The following is a 14,245-nucleotide window of genomic DNA, read 5'->3' on the forward strand; positions in this document are numbered from 1 at the left end:
CCCATGCACTGTGGCGCCGATGTCAGCACGGCCTTTACCTCAGACGTCATTGCCTTGCCGCCCGGAACAATTCACGCTGAAACGACAAGGTTTTGAGAGGACATCTGATGACGCAGCTCGAGAAACTCAAAGCGATGAAGATGCCGTTCGCCGAGCTCAAGGGCGTCGAGTTCGTCGAGGCCGAGAAAGACCGCGTGGTGGCGCGGATGACGGTCCGGCCCGATCTCTGCACGCTTCACCACACCATCCATGGCGGGGCCGTGATGGCGCTGGCCGATTCCGTTGGCGCGGCCGCGACCGTGATCAACCTGCCTGACGATGCCAAGGGCACGACCACGCTCGAGAGCAAGACCAATTTCATTGGTGGGGCCAAGGAGGGAACCACGGTTATTGCGACTGCAACCCCGGTCCATCGTGGCCGCCGGACCCAGGTCTGGACCACCCGGCTGGAGACCGAAGACGGCAAGCTGGTCGCGGTGGTGACCCAGACCCAGCTGGTCCTCGTATGACTACGGGGCCTTGATCTCATTAACGAATTGGTCGCCCCTCATGCCCGAAACTTGGGCAGGTTCCCGACTTGAAATGTATGTTGCGATGCACAATATTGGGGGCCTAGGGATTCGAACGCCTCCTCGAGGGACACCAAGAGGAGTTTTTGACGTGGCACTTGAAGACACGACCCGCATGACGTCCGTTCCGGGCTATGTGCGGACCTTGAGCCAGCAGGAAGAATTGCCGCTTCTGCGCGATCACCTGCTGAGACTCGATGCCGAAAGCAGGCATGATCGCTTCAACGGTTTTCTCGACGACAGCTTCATCGAGCGATACGCCGCACGCTGTGCCGAGGATGGCACGGTGATCGTCGCCTACATCGTCGACGGCGTTGTCCGCGGTGCGGCCGAACTGCATCCGGAGGAAGATGGTTCTTTGCCCGAAGTCGCCTTCAGCGTGGAAGCCTCTGCGCGCCGCCAGGGTGTCGGCACCGTGCTGTTCCGCCGCCTGGTCGCCGAGGCGCGCTGGAAAGGCTATAAGCGCCTGCGCATCACCACGGGCGCCGAGAACCACGCCATGCGGGCGCTCGCCAGGAAGTTCGGCGCGCATCTGGCTTTCCGCCACGGGGAATCGACCGGTACCATTGATCTGGCCAAGTCGCCTGAGGCCGAGTTCGCCGATCTCGCGGCGTCGCCCTTCATGGCCGGGCGCGCTCTTCTCAGCTTCAACTCGACTTGCTGGAAGATCATCTCCAGCATGTACGGCAATCGCGCCGCCTGACTTAAAAGAGCAGGGCCGGAATCAAAAAAGCGGACCGGGAAAACCGGTCCGCTTTTATATTAGGTGGACAACCAGGCGCTCAGGTGCCCGTGCGCTTGTCGTTGCCGAAGCGGCGGACGACGCGGCGTTCGACCACGACGGAGCGCTGTGCACCCTGTTCACCGGCGATCACGCGGGTCGCAGTGACGCGGCTGTTGGTGCGCGCCTGCTTCTTCACCTCGGCCTGCACGACATCGAGCGGCATCCCCATCAAGGCTGCGGCGATCTCGGCCTGCTGCTCCTGATCATCGGTGATGCCGATGGCGGCGAAGATCGCCTCGTCCAGGGTGGGCGGATCATGGCGGACGCGCCGCGTGCCATATTTGGTATTCCAGTCTGCGTTCATAACGGCCTCGTTTGATGCCGGGATACCTAGTGCCGCTAATGCTGCATTGCAATATGAAATTGGTGTGGCATCTCAGCTATGCACCGGTCGGGTGTCATGGAAGTGACGCAACGCCGGCATCGACCTCAACCCGGTGCTGTGGCCAGCGTTTCAGAGCCGCGTGTCCGGCTTCGGTGAGTCCGTAAATCCCCCGGTCGGCCCGTTCGAACCAGCCATACACATTGTTAAGCAAGATCTTGCCGGCATCGGGACAGCGTTCGCGCAATTCGCCCACCCGCCGCGGCCCCTCAGCGAGCGCCGAGGCGCAGACCAGCGCCTGCTGCCGGTAGGCCGTCATGATCGGCGCGCGGGTGCCGCCGCCAAGCACGGGATCGCCCTGGCGGCGCTGGTGCTCGGCGACGAGGCGCGAACGAACCTTCGGCTCGCGGCGCGGCGCAGAAGTCGGCGGCTTCACCAGCACCTCGACCTGGCCGCGATCGGTGACACCCAGCATGCCGAAGCCAAGGCGGCGGCAGAGGTTGCGGTAACGCGCATCGCTCTCGCGCCCCTTGCCGCGGATCGACATCTTCGCCGCGATCCAGACTTCGTCGGCAGCCGATGCGCGATCGACCGCCTGCAGGATCAGCTCGAGATTGAAGGCGAGCTTGAGCTCGCCGATCACCACCACGGGCGGATCGCCGGCGCTGAGGCCCACGAGATCGCAGCCACCGATCTCGCCCTTCACGGTGAAGCCAAGCTCTTCGAGGAAGCGTTTGACGGGCAGGTAGAGTGCGGTTTCCAAGGGAAAAGTTCCGGGTGACATCCGATCGGAGAATCAGTTGTCGGCAGTTTAGCCGGGATCGGACGCGGGGATCTGCACCATTTGATCGGAGCCGGATGGTCCAGTTATCCTGCGGGCGGGGACCGCCGGGCGTGACGAAGATGACAATCAGGAACGGGCTCTATCATATCCGTATCGAAATGCTCGATGCTGTGCAGGGCGGCAATCAGGGCGTCATGGTCCTGCGCGACGGTACGATGCGGGGTGGCGATTCATTCTTCTTTGCCTACGGCAGCTACACCTCGGCTGGCGGCAAGTGGAAGGGCGAACTGACCAATGAGGAGCACTCGCCCTCATTCGACGAACGTCCGGTGTGGGGCCGCAAGATCGTGACCATCGGCTTCAGCGGCACCTACACCGACGAGACCGCCTATGGCGAAGGCATCGCGCTCGCCGGCAAGCAGAGCATCCGCTTCAAAGGCCATCTGCGGCTGCTGGTGCCGGACTGATCACACCCGCCCGCCCACCGGGATCAGCGCGCCGGTGATGCCGCTCGCGGCGTCGCTGGCGAGGAACAGGATGACCTCGGCGAGTTCCTGCGGCGTCACCCATTTGGAGAAGTCAGCTTTCGGCATGTCGGTGCGGTTGGCCTTGGTGTCGATGATCGACGGCAGCACCGCGTTCACCGTGACCTTGCCCTTCCACTCGTTGGCCAGCGCCTCGGTGAGGCGATGCACGCCTGCCTTCGAGGCCGCATAAGGCCCCATGCCGCTACCGGCCTGGAGCGCGCCCACGGCGCCGATATTCACGATGCGGCCGGCTTTGGACGCGGCGAGGTGCGGCAGCGCCGCGCGTGACGCGTTGAGCGCGGTCAGGACATTGAGCGTGTACATGCGCTGCCAGGACTTGATGTCGCCGTCGCCGACGGTCTCGAACGCGAAGCCGCCGGCGATGTTGATCAGCGCATCGAGACGGCCGAAATGCTTTTCTGCCGCATCGACTGCTGCCTTCGCCTGGATTGCATCGGACAGGTCGACGCCTCCGATCTCGATGCTTTCCGGCGTCGCGGGCACTTGCGAAGGTGCGTGATCGATGCTGGCCACGCGCGCGCCGCGCGACTGCGCGACCTCCGCAACCACCTTGCCGAGCGCGCCGCGTGCCCCTGTCACGATCAGGACCTTGTCTTGCATCATCGTTCTCCCGGCGCGGCGGCCTATGATTGCAGATAGCGCGCCTTCAGCGCGGCTCGCTCCGCCGTGCCGAGCTTGAGCCCGTCGCGCAAATAGCTTTCGAGATCGCCGTACTCCTTGCCGACCGCTTCGAAAGCCGCGGCAAGGTAAGAGGCTTCGACGCTGCCGATGGCATTGCGCACGTCGTCCGGCAGGTCGATGGCCGCCGTCGCATCGCGCTTGTAGTGCTGGTTGGTGAGCAAATAGTCCTCGGCGATGATTTCATCGGGCACGCCGAGCACATGCAGGATCAGCGCGCTCGCAAAGCCGGTGCGGTCCTTGCCGGCGGTGCAGTGGATCACCAGCGGCGCACGGTCCTCCAGGAGATGGGCGAACAGGTTGCGAAAGCTGTGCGTGTGGTGGCGAACGTAGTTGCGATAGGATTCGCGCATGAGCTCGAGGGCGACCGGCCCCGTCAGCGTGCCCCTGACGAGTTCGGCGCGCAGCGCGGCGACCACGCTCGGCTCGATCGGCAGCGAATGCACCGTGATGTCGTCGACGACGCAGACGCCGGCCGCGCGCTCCTCAACCCCGCGAAAATCGAACGCGCTTCGCACGCCCAGCGCGCGGACGATCTCGACATCGGTGGCGGTGAGCTGGCCGAGATGGTTGGAGCGGAAGATGTGCCGCCAGCGCGTGGTGCGGCCATCGGACGTCGGATAGCCGCCGAGATCGCGAAAATTGCTGGCGCCTTGCAGGGCGAGGTGGCGGGCAGGGGAGTCTCTCAGAGAAGAGTCTTGCATGGGAGCGGCTTCGGTTATGGTTCCATTGGACGCACGAGGTGGCGTCCTTGAGGTCTAGTTGAGGCCTAATTTCAGGGGGCGATCAAGTCCGGGACCACCACGGTCGAGCATCTGAAGCGGCCGGCGACGGCCTGCGCGGTGATCTGAACGGCGTCGTTCACGCAAGAATCAAAAAGGGCCGAAACATCGTTGTTTCGACCCTTTTTGAACTGCCGCCGGAGGCTTCCGCCGGCGCGGCGGTTTCAGACCAAGCACGGGCATCAGCGATCCCATTTCGGCTTGGCTTCGTCGACCGCGTCCTGGTGGTACCAGCTGTCGCTGCAGATCGAGCCGTTCGCCGGAAGCGAGGCGTGATCGGCAGGAAGGCGAGTCTCGCCATAGCGGCGTCCGGCGAGAGCTGCGCGGCCCCCGACCGGGAATTGATAGATCGTTGCCGATCCGTGACTCAGACCATTGTTCATCATTGCGATTCTCCTTGGTCGAAGCGCCTCAGCCTCCATGGTGCGCCCGACTCGTTCGATTGTGGTTACCGGAATCCCCATATCGGCCGTGCCCCCCGGATTGGAAAGTGCTGAAAAGGAAATCAGTTGCCGCCCAATTTGAAGGCAGGTCTGGGTCTGCATCCCCTAAGGCACACTATCGGTGGCTAATGCCTAGGCCGTTGCAAAGGTTGCTAGGCAGGGGTGGTTCGCTTTGCGAAAATTGCTGGACGTTGATGCGCGTTTCATCGGCAACTTCCAGGACCGTGCCGTCTGCTGCAGAATCGGGCGATTTCGCCGGGATTTTCGCGTTGCAGCTATACGCGAAGGTGCGCGGCTATGACGCATATCGCGGGAGGTGGTCTGCTCGCCGCAAGGAGACGCCGGCGACGGTGGCAAACCTGCCGTACTGCGTCCTTTTGGCACGACAAATGCTTGTAAAGGGCCGGCCGATGGTGGCCGGGTACAAAACGTTCGGGGGCCCTCGGGCCCCCCGACCTTTCGCATCATCTACAGAGAGGCTCAATGACCAAGTATAAGCTCGAGTACATCTGGCTCGACGGATATACGCCGACCCCGAACTTGCGCGGCAAAACTCAGATCAAGGAATTTGCGTCGTTCCCGACGCTCGAGCAGCTTCCGCTCTGGGGCTTCGATGGCTCCTCCACCCAGCAGGCCGAAGGTCACAGCTCCGATTGCGTGCTGAAGCCTGTCGCCGTCTTCCCGGACGCCGCGCGCACCAACGGCGTGCTCGTGATGTGCGAAGTCATGATGCCGGACGGCAAGACCCCGCACCCCTCCAACAAGCGCGCCACCATTCTCGACGACGCGGGCGCCTGGTTCGGCTTCGAGCAGGAATACTTCTTCTACAAGGACGGCCGCCCGCTCGGCTTCCCGTCCTCCGGCTATCCGGCGCCGCAGGGCCCGTACTACACGGGCGTCGGCTACTCGAACGTCGGCGACGTCGCCCGCAAGATCGTCGAAGAGCATCTCGACCTCTGCCTGGCTGCCGGCATCAACCATGAAGGCATCAACGCGGAAGTCGCCAAGGGCCAGTGGGAATTCCAGATCTTCGGCAAGGGCTCCAAGAAGGCCGCCGACGAAATGTGGATGGCCCGCTACCTGATGCTGCGCCTCACCGAGAAGTACGGCATCGATATCGAGTTCCACTGCAAGCCGCTCGGCGACACCGACTGGAACGGCTCGGGCATGCACGCCAACTTCTCGACCGAGTACATGCGCACCGTCGGCGGCAAGGAATATTTCGAAGCCCTGATGGCCGCCTTCGACAAGAACCTGATGGACCACATCGCCGTCTACGGCCCGGACAACGACAAGCGTCTGACCGGCAAGCACGAGACCGCGCCGTGGAACAAGTTCAGCTACGGCGTTGCCGACCGCGGTGCCTCGATCCGCGTTCCGCACTCCTTCGTCAACAACGGCTACAAGGGCTATCTGGAAGACCGCCGTCCGAACTCGCAGGGCGACCCATACCAGATCGCTTCGCAGATCCTGAAGACGATCGCGTCCGTGCCGGCAGACAAGAAGGCCGCGGCCTAAGATCCTCCCGGCCCGGGCTGGGGGGCTGGCCCGGGTTGGTTTCAATCCGCCGGAGCCGCAAGGCTCCGGCGGATTTTTGCGTCTGGATGACAGCCGGTCCTGCGGCCCGCCGATCTCGGCCGGCGCGAAGCTTGTCCATCGCGTCTGAATGCGGGATAGAGTGGACTCGGATGCGCGCTGGGCCGGGGACACGGCTGGTGATTGAAGGTTTCTACAAGGTCAGATTTCAGCTCGGCGACACTGTCGGCCGGAGCGTGATGCATGCCGCCAACGGCAAGATGCTCGGCGGCAATTCGGCCTTCGCCCATATCGGCACCTACGACAAGACCGAAAGCGGCGTCGACGTCGTGATCAAGACCGTCCGCCACAACCCGGATCCGAACTACCGCGCCATGGCCGGCACCGACGATGCGACCTTGATCGCGAAGGGCTGGGCCGACGGCGATCTCTATCGCTTCAAGGGCGAGCTCAAGGAGGTGCCTGGCGTGCCCTTCCAGTCGCTGATGACGCCGATCACGGAAGACGAAGCGCCGATCGCCGGCGGCGTCGGCGAAGCCGGCATTGCCGATGGTCTCTACTCGATTCACCTGCGTATGCTCGACGGTCTCGACGGCGGGCTCACCGGCGTGATGCTGCTCAATCAGGGGCGCATCCTCGGCGGCGATGCCGCGTTCTACTATCTCGGCAGCTACACCGCCGCGAAGGGCCGCTGGAAGGGGCAGATCCTCAACCAGGAACACACGCCGGCCAAGGACGACCCGATCTTCGGCGGCCACGAGGTCGGCATCGGCTTCTCCGGCAGCTACGACGCGGAAGAGGCGGTGCTGGAGGCGACTGCGCTCGCCGGCAAGCGCAGCCTGCGCCTGACCGCGACGCTCAAGCTGATGCACCGCGCCTGATCGCGACGGAAATGGCTCATGGACAACGTTCGCATGCTCTCGACGCTCGGTCTGATGGGGGCGATGGGCAGCCTGTCCTCCGCCTTCGAGGCCGCCAGCGGCGTTCACGTTGACAGCGATTTCGCGCCGACCCTGGCGCTGCTCGAGCGGTTGCGCGGCGGCGAGGCGGCCGACCTCGTCATCCTCACGCGCGAGGGGCTCGACGAGATGATCGATGAAGGCCGCGTGGTCGCCGCGAGCGCGGTTGATCTCGCGCGCTCCTTCGTCGGCATCGCAGTGCGGGCAGGGCAGGCGCATCCGGACATCACAAGCGAAGCCGCGCTGCGCAAGACGCTGCTCGCTGCGCGGTCGGTTGCCTATTCGCGGCTCGGCGCAAGCGGCGTGTATTTCGCAAAGCTGATCGTGCGGATGGGGATCGCCGCCGAGATCAACGCCAAGGCCACCATCGTGGAGCAGGGCTTTACGGCGCTGCGCCTCGTCAGCGGCCAGGCCGATCTCGCCGTGCAGCAGATCAGCGAGCTGAAGCAGGTCGAAGGCATCGATGTGGTCGGACCGGTCCCGCATGACTTGCAGACACCGGCCGTGTTCTCCGCCGGCCGCATGGCGAACGCACTAAATGCCGCCGGCGCCGACCGCCTGCTGCGCTATTTGGCATCGCCGGAGGTCGTGCCCGTCCTGCGCCAATCGGGACTCGAGCCTTGAATTTTCCGGAGTGGAGACGCAACGTCATGTCCATGCGGACTTATCTGCTTGCCATCCTCTTTGTGCTCGCCGCGCCCCTGACGGCGCAGGCGCAATCGGCCGATCTCGTTCTGTGCGATCGCGTGGCGGCCGATCCCAGCGATCCCGACAAGCCGGCCGACGTGAGGGGCGTGAGCGAGATCGCATCCTCCGACGTCGCGACCGCGATCAAGTTCTGCAGACAGGCCGCGCCGTCATCGCGCCGAGCGATGTTCGCACTTGGCCGCGCCTATGCGGCCAACCGGCAGACGGCAGAGGCGATCGCCGCCTGGCGCAAGGCGGCCGACAAGGGATCGAGTGCGGCCATGGTCGAGCTCGGCGTTGCCTATGGCACGGGCTCCGGTATCGCCAAGGACGAGGCGCAAGCGCGGAAGCTGTTCGAGAAGGCCGCGCAATCAGGCAACCCCCGCGGCATCAGCAATCTCGCTGCGCTCGGCGGCGCAGGTGGCGCTGCGCCGGCCGATCCCGCCCAGGCGCGCGCGCTGCTCGGCAAGGCCGCCGAGACCAACGCGGAGGCGCAGTACCAGCTCGGCCTGATGCTCTCCGAAGGTGCAGGCGGCACGAAGGACGACGCCGCGGCGCGCGCGCTGTTCGAGAAGGCGGCCGCGCAGAACCACCCCGGTGCGCTGGAGCGGATGGGTGCCTTCGCCCAGGAAGGCCGCGGCGGACCGAAGGACAAGGATGCCGCGAAGGCCTATTACGAGCGGGCCGCGGCGCTCGGCGACGACGACGCCAAGAAAGCACTGGAGCGCATTCGCTGTCCCTATGCGATCAAGGACAAGCAGGGCAAGCTCGTCACCACGCTGTGCTTCTGATCACTTCATGTAATAGGCGAGATCGTTGCGGGCGTCGCGATAGGTGGTCTCGAGATAGTGCGGATATTCTCGCGCCGCCTGCGCCACCGCACGCACCACGCAATTCCCAAAATCGCCGTTCCAGTCGAAGTGCTTGTTGTAGGCATCTTCGAATTTGACGGCGGTGATGATGGCCTGCCTGATAGCCTGATCGTCGGCGCTGGGATGGGCGCGCTTCACATAGCGGAACATCGGTCCTTCATGGGCGTGCTCGCGCTTGTAACGGTACCGGACGCCGAACGGCTCCATCGCGAGGGTGCGGTTGACGCGGACCTCTTCGTCGGTGGGACGGTCTTCGATCGCCTCCAGGCGATTGCGCTGACGCCAGAGCTCGTAGGCGGCATCGAGCAGCGGCTGCTTCGCGGCCCTGGCGATGATTGCGCTGAGTTCGTCTTCGGCAGATGGCTGCGGCTCATTCATGCCGCTTGGTCGCGCCGCGGCCTCGGCGGGTTCGAGCGGACGCTGATGGTCAGCGTCCTTTCGGCCGAGCCGGACACAAAAAGTCGAAAAACAACCCCATGCACAGTAGCCAAGTGGTTGAAATTCCACGGGAGTAAAGCTGCCGACACGGCTGCCTGGACCTGCTCCGGGTTGCGGATTTGTCGAACTGTTCTTGACGCGCCGGGCAAAACAGGGACACGAGGCCTCGTGGCAGCAAGCATCCTGCGAGTGGTCCTGCGCGGAAAAGCAGGGTGGCTTCAGCGCGGTGTCGATGCTAGTTAGCCCCCCGATTGTTTTCCGATTTTGCGGGTTCAAGACGTTGCTGGACGGGCTCTATAAAGTTGAATACGGCGTCAACGATGCGTTCGGGCGCAGCATCATGTGCCTGCATGACGGCAAGATGCTCGGCGGCAATTCGGGCTTCGCGCATCTCGGCACCTATGCCGAGCAGGGCGGCGAGATCGTCGCCGAGGTCATCACCGAGCGGCACAACCTCGATCCCAACTACAAGCCGCTGATGGGAGCCGATGTCGCCACGATCGGCGCGCGGGGCCGGCTGATCGGCAACGAGATCCGTCTTCAGGGCGGTGCGAACACGATGCCGGGTGCCCCTTTCTGGGCCAATCTCACGCGGCTCGATGACGGGGCGCTGCCGCCGCGCGGCACGATCGGGCAGGGCGGCATCGCCAATGGACTCTATGGAATGGGCCTGCGCGCGCTCGATGGTGTCCAGGCCAGCCTCTCCGGCGTGATGCTGCTGATCGACGGCCGCATCCTCGGGGGCGATGCGTTCTTCTATTATCTCGGCTCCTATTCCTCGGCGGACGGCCGTTGGAAGGGCGAAATGCTGAACCAGGAGCACACGCCTGCGAAGGGCGAAAACCCCGTCTTTGGCGGCTTCGAGGTCGGGATCGGGTTCTCCGGGACCTGCACGGCCGACAGCGGCGAACTCGAAGGCATCGCGCTGGCCGGCAAGCGCAGCTTGCGGCTTGCGGCGTCGCTCAAGCTGATGCGAAGGGCGTAGGTTACTGCTAATTCCGTCGCGTCTGCTCTCGGAAGGCGACATTCAAGTCGACATCTGGATGTCCGACTTGGACCGAAAAGGCGACATTGTGGGTTGGGCCTCATATCGCAGAGGGCAGCCAACTACGGCGGCCATGGATTGATGTTAAGCTCCGCGAAGTGACGAGCGACTTTCTTCATGTCCCTGATTTTGTTGGCTGCTCCGGCCAAGCCGGCAGTCAGCGGAGCTCGCCGTTGGCCCGCAGCGATCGCACGAAATCGATCACTGCCAGAATCATGACGCCCACAACAATGATGATGAGCGGAATGGCCTTGATCCAAAACACCAGAATTCCAAGGAATGTCATCACAAGCGCGAGGCCGATGAGTCCGGTGATCACATTGGTCATCGCATGTTCCTTTGTTCCGCAGCGGCAGCCGATTTCGCTCCGGTGCCCGGTACCTTGCGCCGAGCGCCGCGACCGGTGCGTCCGATCGTTCTGACAAGCCAGTGCGCCGTGCGCAGGAGGCGGGCGTCGTTGCCGCGGCGGCCGACAAGCTGAACGCCCAGCGGAAGACCGGCTTCGGTGCTCATCAGCGGCAGGCTGATGGCGGGCACGCCGAGATAGGTCCAAAGCGTGCAGAAGCTCGGATTGCCGGTCGTCTCGATTGCCGGCGCCGCGCCAGGCGCAGCGGGCGTCAGGATGGCGTCGTATTCGTCAAAGATCTGGTCCAGCGCCTGGTTGAGCGGCGCAGTTCCCGACAGCGCGTTGCAATAATCCAGCGCGAGATGTGTGCGGCCGCGCTCGATCGCCTGGCGTAGACGCGTGCTGAGCTTGTCGCCGCCTCGCTGGTAGTCGCGCCGCAGATTGTGCGCCATATCGACTTCCATGACGATGCGGTGCATATCGATGGCCCCGTCGAAGCTCGGGCCAAGCTCGACCTCGCTGCAAGCCTCGCCCAAAGCCTCGACAAGTTCAGGGAAGGCCTCACGCGTCACCGGCTCGGCCTGATCCCAGACCGGAGATCGCACGAAGGCAAATCGCGGCGGTAACGGCGGCTCGCTCGCCGCAATGGCGGAGAATGGCGGGCTCGCGACAGGTCTTGTGTCCGGATCCTCCTCGTCGAAGCCGACCATGACCTCGGCGAGCAGGGCGACGTCCGCGACGCTGCGCCCAAACACGCCGACATGATCGAGCGTGCGCGACAATTCGAGCGCACCGCTGCGTGGAATGAGGCCATGCGTGGGCTTGAAGCCGACTACGCCGCAGAAGGCGGCAGGACGGATCACCGAACCGTTGGTCTGCGAGCCGATGGCGCCCGGCGCCATCAGCGCAGCGATGGCCGCGGCGGAGCCGGAGGACGATCCGCCGGGCGTGTGATCGGTGTTGTGGGGATTTCGGGTCTTGCCGGGATTGTAATACGCGTACTCGGTGGTCACCGTCTTGCCGAGGATCACGGCGCCTGCCGCCCGAAGACGCGCCACGGCCGCCGCATCGCGCCGCGGCGTGCGTCCGGCCCACAGATCCGATCCGAATTCCGTCGGCATGTCACCGGTGTCGAAGATGTCCTTGATGCCCACCGGCACGCCGTGCAGCGGGCCCACGGCCTTGCCCTGCTTGCGATGACCGTCGGCAGCCTCGGCCTGCCGCATCGCGTGGTCGCGATCGAGGAATGCCCACGCTCGGATATCGCCGTCGACCTCATCGATCCGCCTGAGGCAGTCGGCGACAAGCTCCACCGAGCTGAACCGGCCGTCGCGGATGCCGGCTGCAGCTTCGGTAAGTCCGAGCGTGTTGAGACTCATGCGCCGTCTTTCTGCGGTTTGCCGCGGCCGCTCATCGCGATCCATAGAGAGCATTAGGCAGCCACAATGCGATCCCCGGGAAGATGTAGACCAGTGCCATGGTGAGGAAGACCAGGCCGACAAAGGGAAGCGCGCCGGAGAAGATATCGGTCAGTTTCACCTGAGGCGGCGCCACGCCCTTTAGATAGAACGCGGCCATCGCGACCGGCGGCGTGTTGAACGCCGTCTGCGTGTTCAGCGCCACAAGAATGCCGAAGAAGATCGGATCGATGCCGTACTGGGGCAGCAGTGGCAGGAAGATCGGCACGAAGATGATGATGATCTCGGTCCATTCCAGCGGCCAGCCGAGCAGGAAGATGATCACCTGGGTCAGCAGCAGGAACTGGATCGGCGACAGGTTCATTGAGGCGAAAAACTGTTCGACCACCGACTGTCCGCCGAGGACGGCAAACACCGCGGAGAACGTCCACGATCCGATGAACAGGTAACAGACCATCGCGGTGGCACGCACCGTCAGATAGACCGATTCACGCATCATCGTGAAATTGAGCGAACGATAGGCGGCGGCCAGAACGATGCTCATGAGTGCGCCGACCGCGGCGGCCTCGGATGGCGTCGCCAGCCCGAGCAGGATCGCGCCGAGCACCGAAACGATCAGCACCGCCAGCGGAAGGAACGATGTGGCGAGTGCCCAGATCACCGTCCTGAGCGGCACATTGGTCTGCTCGGGCGGCAGCTTCGGCGCGAGCGCTGGATTGATCATCGCGCGCCCCATCGCATAGAGGACGTAGAGCCCGGCCAGCAGGAACCCCGGAAAGAAAGCAGCCGCATAAAGCTTGACCGCCGAAACACCGGCGGTGGCCGCATAGACGATCAGGAGGATGCTCGGCGGGATCAGAATGCCGAGGCAGCCGCCGGCACAGACCACGCCGGCCGACAGCTTGACGTCGTAACCTGCGCGCAGCATTGCCGGCAGGGCCAGCAGGCCCATCAGCGTGACGACCGCGCCGACAATGCCGGTGGCGGTGGCGAACATCGCGCAGGTGATCAGGGTGGCCACTGCGAGTGCGCCCGGCACGTTCTTCATCGACAATTGGAGCGAGTAGAACAGGCGGTCGAGTATGTTTGCGCGCTCGATCAAATAACCCATGAACAGGAACAGCGGAACCGCGACCAGCACATCGCTGGTTGTGACCTCGAATGTCTTCTGCACCAGAAGCGTGAAGATGCGGTTCTGGAAGAAGTCCTGACCGGGGGTGTAATAGGCGTAGTAGCCGAACGAGACGCCCATCGCCATCAGCGTGAACGCGATCGGGAAGCCGAGCATGATGATGAAGATGAACAGTCCCAACATCAGCATGCCGAGTTGTGGATCGGTCATGCGCCTGGCCCCTTATCGCTCTGCGGCTCAGCCGCATGCTGCTGATGTTCGCGGATGATGAGGCTCTCGGTCTCTTCCACGTCGTGCAGGCGCTGCGGCCATCGGCCGGTGCGTATGCACAGCACACAGCGAATGATTTCAGCGAACCCTTGCAGAAACAGAAGGAAACCGGTGAGAGGGATCAGCGCCTTCAGCGGAAACACCGGCACGCCAGCCGGGCTGAAGATGCTGACTTCGCGGAAGCGCACCGACATCTGGGCGTAGTTCCAGCCTGAATACATCAGCGCCGCGATCGCCGGCAGGAAGAACAGGATGTACAGGACGAGGTCCATCGTCGCCTGGGTGCGCGGTGACCAGAGGCGGTACACCACGTCTGCGCGCACATGGCCGTTGCGCGAGAGCGTATATGCGCCCGCCATCAGGAACATCGCGCCATAGGTGATGTAGCTGATGTCGAAGGCCCAGGTGGTCGGCGCACGCAGCACGTAGCGCACGAACACCTCGTAGCTGACAGCCAGCGTAAGGACGAGAATCAGCCATGCGAACGCCTTGCCGACCCACGTGCTGAGCTCGTCGATGAAGAACAGAAATTTCGTCATGCGAGCCGAGCTCGCTGCGAGCGACACATCCGGACGTCCCCCTCCATTCGTGGGCGGCGCTTCGACTACGCCGCCCGTCTGTACGGCCTCACG

At 64.0% G+C, this 14,245-nt stretch carries 18 protein-coding genes; 8 read left to right on the forward strand and 10 right to left on the reverse strand.

The annotated features are described in order from the left end of the window. Positions 1-107: 107 nt before the first annotated feature. Positions 108-509 (forward strand): PaaI family thioesterase, encoded by a 402-nt coding sequence (locus ACFDR6_RS10275; RefSeq protein ID WP_212085998.1) that lies wholly within the window; start codon positions 108-110, stop codon positions 507-509. 151 nt (positions 510-660) lie between these two features. Next, positions 661-1,272, forward strand: coding sequence for a GNAT family N-acetyltransferase (locus ACFDR6_RS10280; RefSeq protein ID WP_375858557.1), 612 nt, complete (start codon positions 661-663; stop codon positions 1,270-1,272). 79 nt (positions 1,273-1,351) lie between these two features. Here ACFDR6_RS10280 and ACFDR6_RS10285 read toward each other — a convergent pair whose 3' ends face one another. Continuing rightward, complete coding sequence (locus ACFDR6_RS10285) at positions 1,352-1,657, reverse strand: hypothetical protein (RefSeq protein WP_212085992.1); 306 nt, start codon at positions 1,655-1,657, stop codon at positions 1,352-1,354. 94 nt (positions 1,658-1,751) lie between these two features. Continuing rightward, on the reverse strand, positions 1,752-2,438 hold the full coding sequence (locus tag ACFDR6_RS10290; RefSeq protein ID WP_212085988.1) for a DUF2161 domain-containing phosphodiesterase: 687 nt from the start codon (positions 2,436-2,438) through the stop codon (positions 1,752-1,754). 140 nt (positions 2,439-2,578) lie between these two features. On the opposite strand from ACFDR6_RS10290, the gene ACFDR6_RS10295 reads away from it, so the two are divergent. Continuing rightward, the gene (locus ACFDR6_RS10295; protein ID WP_212085985.1) at positions 2,579-2,926 is read left to right on the forward strand and encodes a GrlR family regulatory protein; all 348 of its coding nucleotides are present in this window, start codon (positions 2,579-2,581) and stop codon (positions 2,924-2,926) included. Here ACFDR6_RS10295 and ACFDR6_RS10300 read toward each other — a convergent pair whose 3' ends face one another. The 3 genes from ACFDR6_RS10300 to ACFDR6_RS10310 all read right to left on the reverse strand — a co-directional run bounded on the left by ACFDR6_RS10300 (position 2,927) and on the right by ACFDR6_RS10310 (position 4,853). Further along, positions 2,927-3,607: an SDR family oxidoreductase gene (locus ACFDR6_RS10300; RefSeq protein WP_375858194.1), complete on the reverse strand. Its 681-nt coding sequence runs from the start codon at positions 3,605-3,607 to the stop codon at positions 2,927-2,929. A 23-nt stretch (positions 3,608-3,630) separates the two neighbouring features. Then, complete coding sequence (locus ACFDR6_RS10305; protein ID WP_375858558.1) at positions 3,631-4,374, reverse strand: tyrosine-protein phosphatase; 744 nt, start codon at positions 4,372-4,374, stop codon at positions 3,631-3,633. Between the two features lie 275 nt (positions 4,375-4,649). Further along, positions 4,650-4,853, reverse strand: coding sequence for a DUF2735 domain-containing protein (locus tag ACFDR6_RS10310; protein WP_212085978.1), 204 nt, complete (start codon positions 4,851-4,853; stop codon positions 4,650-4,652). A 540-nt stretch (positions 4,854-5,393) separates the two neighbouring features. Between ACFDR6_RS10310 and ACFDR6_RS10315 the strand changes: the two genes are divergently transcribed. From ACFDR6_RS10315 to ACFDR6_RS10330, 4 genes are all read left to right on the forward strand, one after another. Then, positions 5,394-6,428, forward strand: a complete 1,035-nt coding sequence (locus ACFDR6_RS10315; protein WP_212085976.1) for a glutamine synthetase beta-grasp domain-containing protein — start codon at positions 5,394-5,396, stop codon at positions 6,426-6,428. Between the two features lie 197 nt (positions 6,429-6,625). Further along, positions 6,626-7,327, forward strand: a complete 702-nt coding sequence (locus ACFDR6_RS10320) for a GrlR family regulatory protein (protein WP_375858195.1) — start codon at positions 6,626-6,628, stop codon at positions 7,325-7,327. Between the two features lie 18 nt (positions 7,328-7,345). Further along, on the forward strand, positions 7,346-8,029 hold the full coding sequence (locus ACFDR6_RS10325) for a substrate-binding domain-containing protein (RefSeq protein ID WP_375858196.1): 684 nt from the start codon (positions 7,346-7,348) through the stop codon (positions 8,027-8,029). A gap of 32 nt (positions 8,030-8,061) precedes the next feature. Continuing rightward, a complete protein-coding gene (locus tag ACFDR6_RS10330; protein WP_375858559.1) occupies positions 8,062-8,883 on the forward strand; it encodes a tetratricopeptide repeat protein in 822 nt (273 codons plus the stop codon). Here ACFDR6_RS10330 and ACFDR6_RS10335 read toward each other — a convergent pair whose 3' ends face one another. Further along, a complete protein-coding gene (locus ACFDR6_RS10335; protein ID WP_375858197.1) occupies positions 8,884-9,342 on the reverse strand; it encodes a hypothetical protein in 459 nt (152 codons plus the stop codon). A gap of 340 nt (positions 9,343-9,682) precedes the next feature. On the opposite strand from ACFDR6_RS10335, the gene ACFDR6_RS10340 reads away from it, so the two are divergent. Further along, positions 9,683-10,387, forward strand: a complete 705-nt coding sequence (locus ACFDR6_RS10340) for a hypothetical protein (protein ID WP_212085951.1) — start codon at positions 9,683-9,685, stop codon at positions 10,385-10,387. Positions 10,388-10,604: 217 nt separating this feature from the next. Here the strand turns inward: ACFDR6_RS10340 and ACFDR6_RS10345 are convergent, their stop codons facing one another. The 4 genes from ACFDR6_RS10345 to ACFDR6_RS10360 are packed head-to-tail and all read right to left on the reverse strand — an operon-like array spanning position 10,605 to position 14,152. Further along, positions 10,605-10,775 carry a hypothetical protein gene (locus ACFDR6_RS10345; protein ID WP_212085949.1) on the reverse strand — a complete coding sequence of 57 codons (171 nt, stop codon included), beginning with the start codon at positions 10,773-10,775 and terminating at the stop codon, positions 10,605-10,607. Then, on the reverse strand, positions 10,772-12,172 hold the full coding sequence (locus ACFDR6_RS10350; RefSeq protein WP_375858198.1) for an amidase: 1,401 nt from the start codon (positions 12,170-12,172) through the stop codon (positions 10,772-10,774). The genes ACFDR6_RS10345 and ACFDR6_RS10350 overlap by 4 nt, the downstream gene beginning before the upstream one ends. A 31-nt stretch (positions 12,173-12,203) precedes the next feature. After that, positions 12,204-13,553 (reverse strand): TRAP transporter large permease, encoded by a 1,350-nt coding sequence (locus ACFDR6_RS10355; protein ID WP_212085945.1) that lies wholly within the window; start codon positions 13,551-13,553, stop codon positions 12,204-12,206. Next, positions 13,550-14,152, reverse strand: a complete 603-nt coding sequence (locus tag ACFDR6_RS10360; protein ID WP_212085943.1) for a TRAP transporter small permease subunit — start codon at positions 14,150-14,152, stop codon at positions 13,550-13,552. The genes ACFDR6_RS10355 and ACFDR6_RS10360 overlap by 4 nt, the downstream gene beginning before the upstream one ends. Positions 14,153-14,245: the final 93 nt, after the last annotated feature.

This window comes from Bradyrhizobium tunisiense (assembly GCF_042263385.1).
GTDB classification, from domain to species: domain Bacteria; phylum Pseudomonadota; class Alphaproteobacteria; order Rhizobiales; family Xanthobacteraceae; genus Bradyrhizobium; species Bradyrhizobium tunisiense.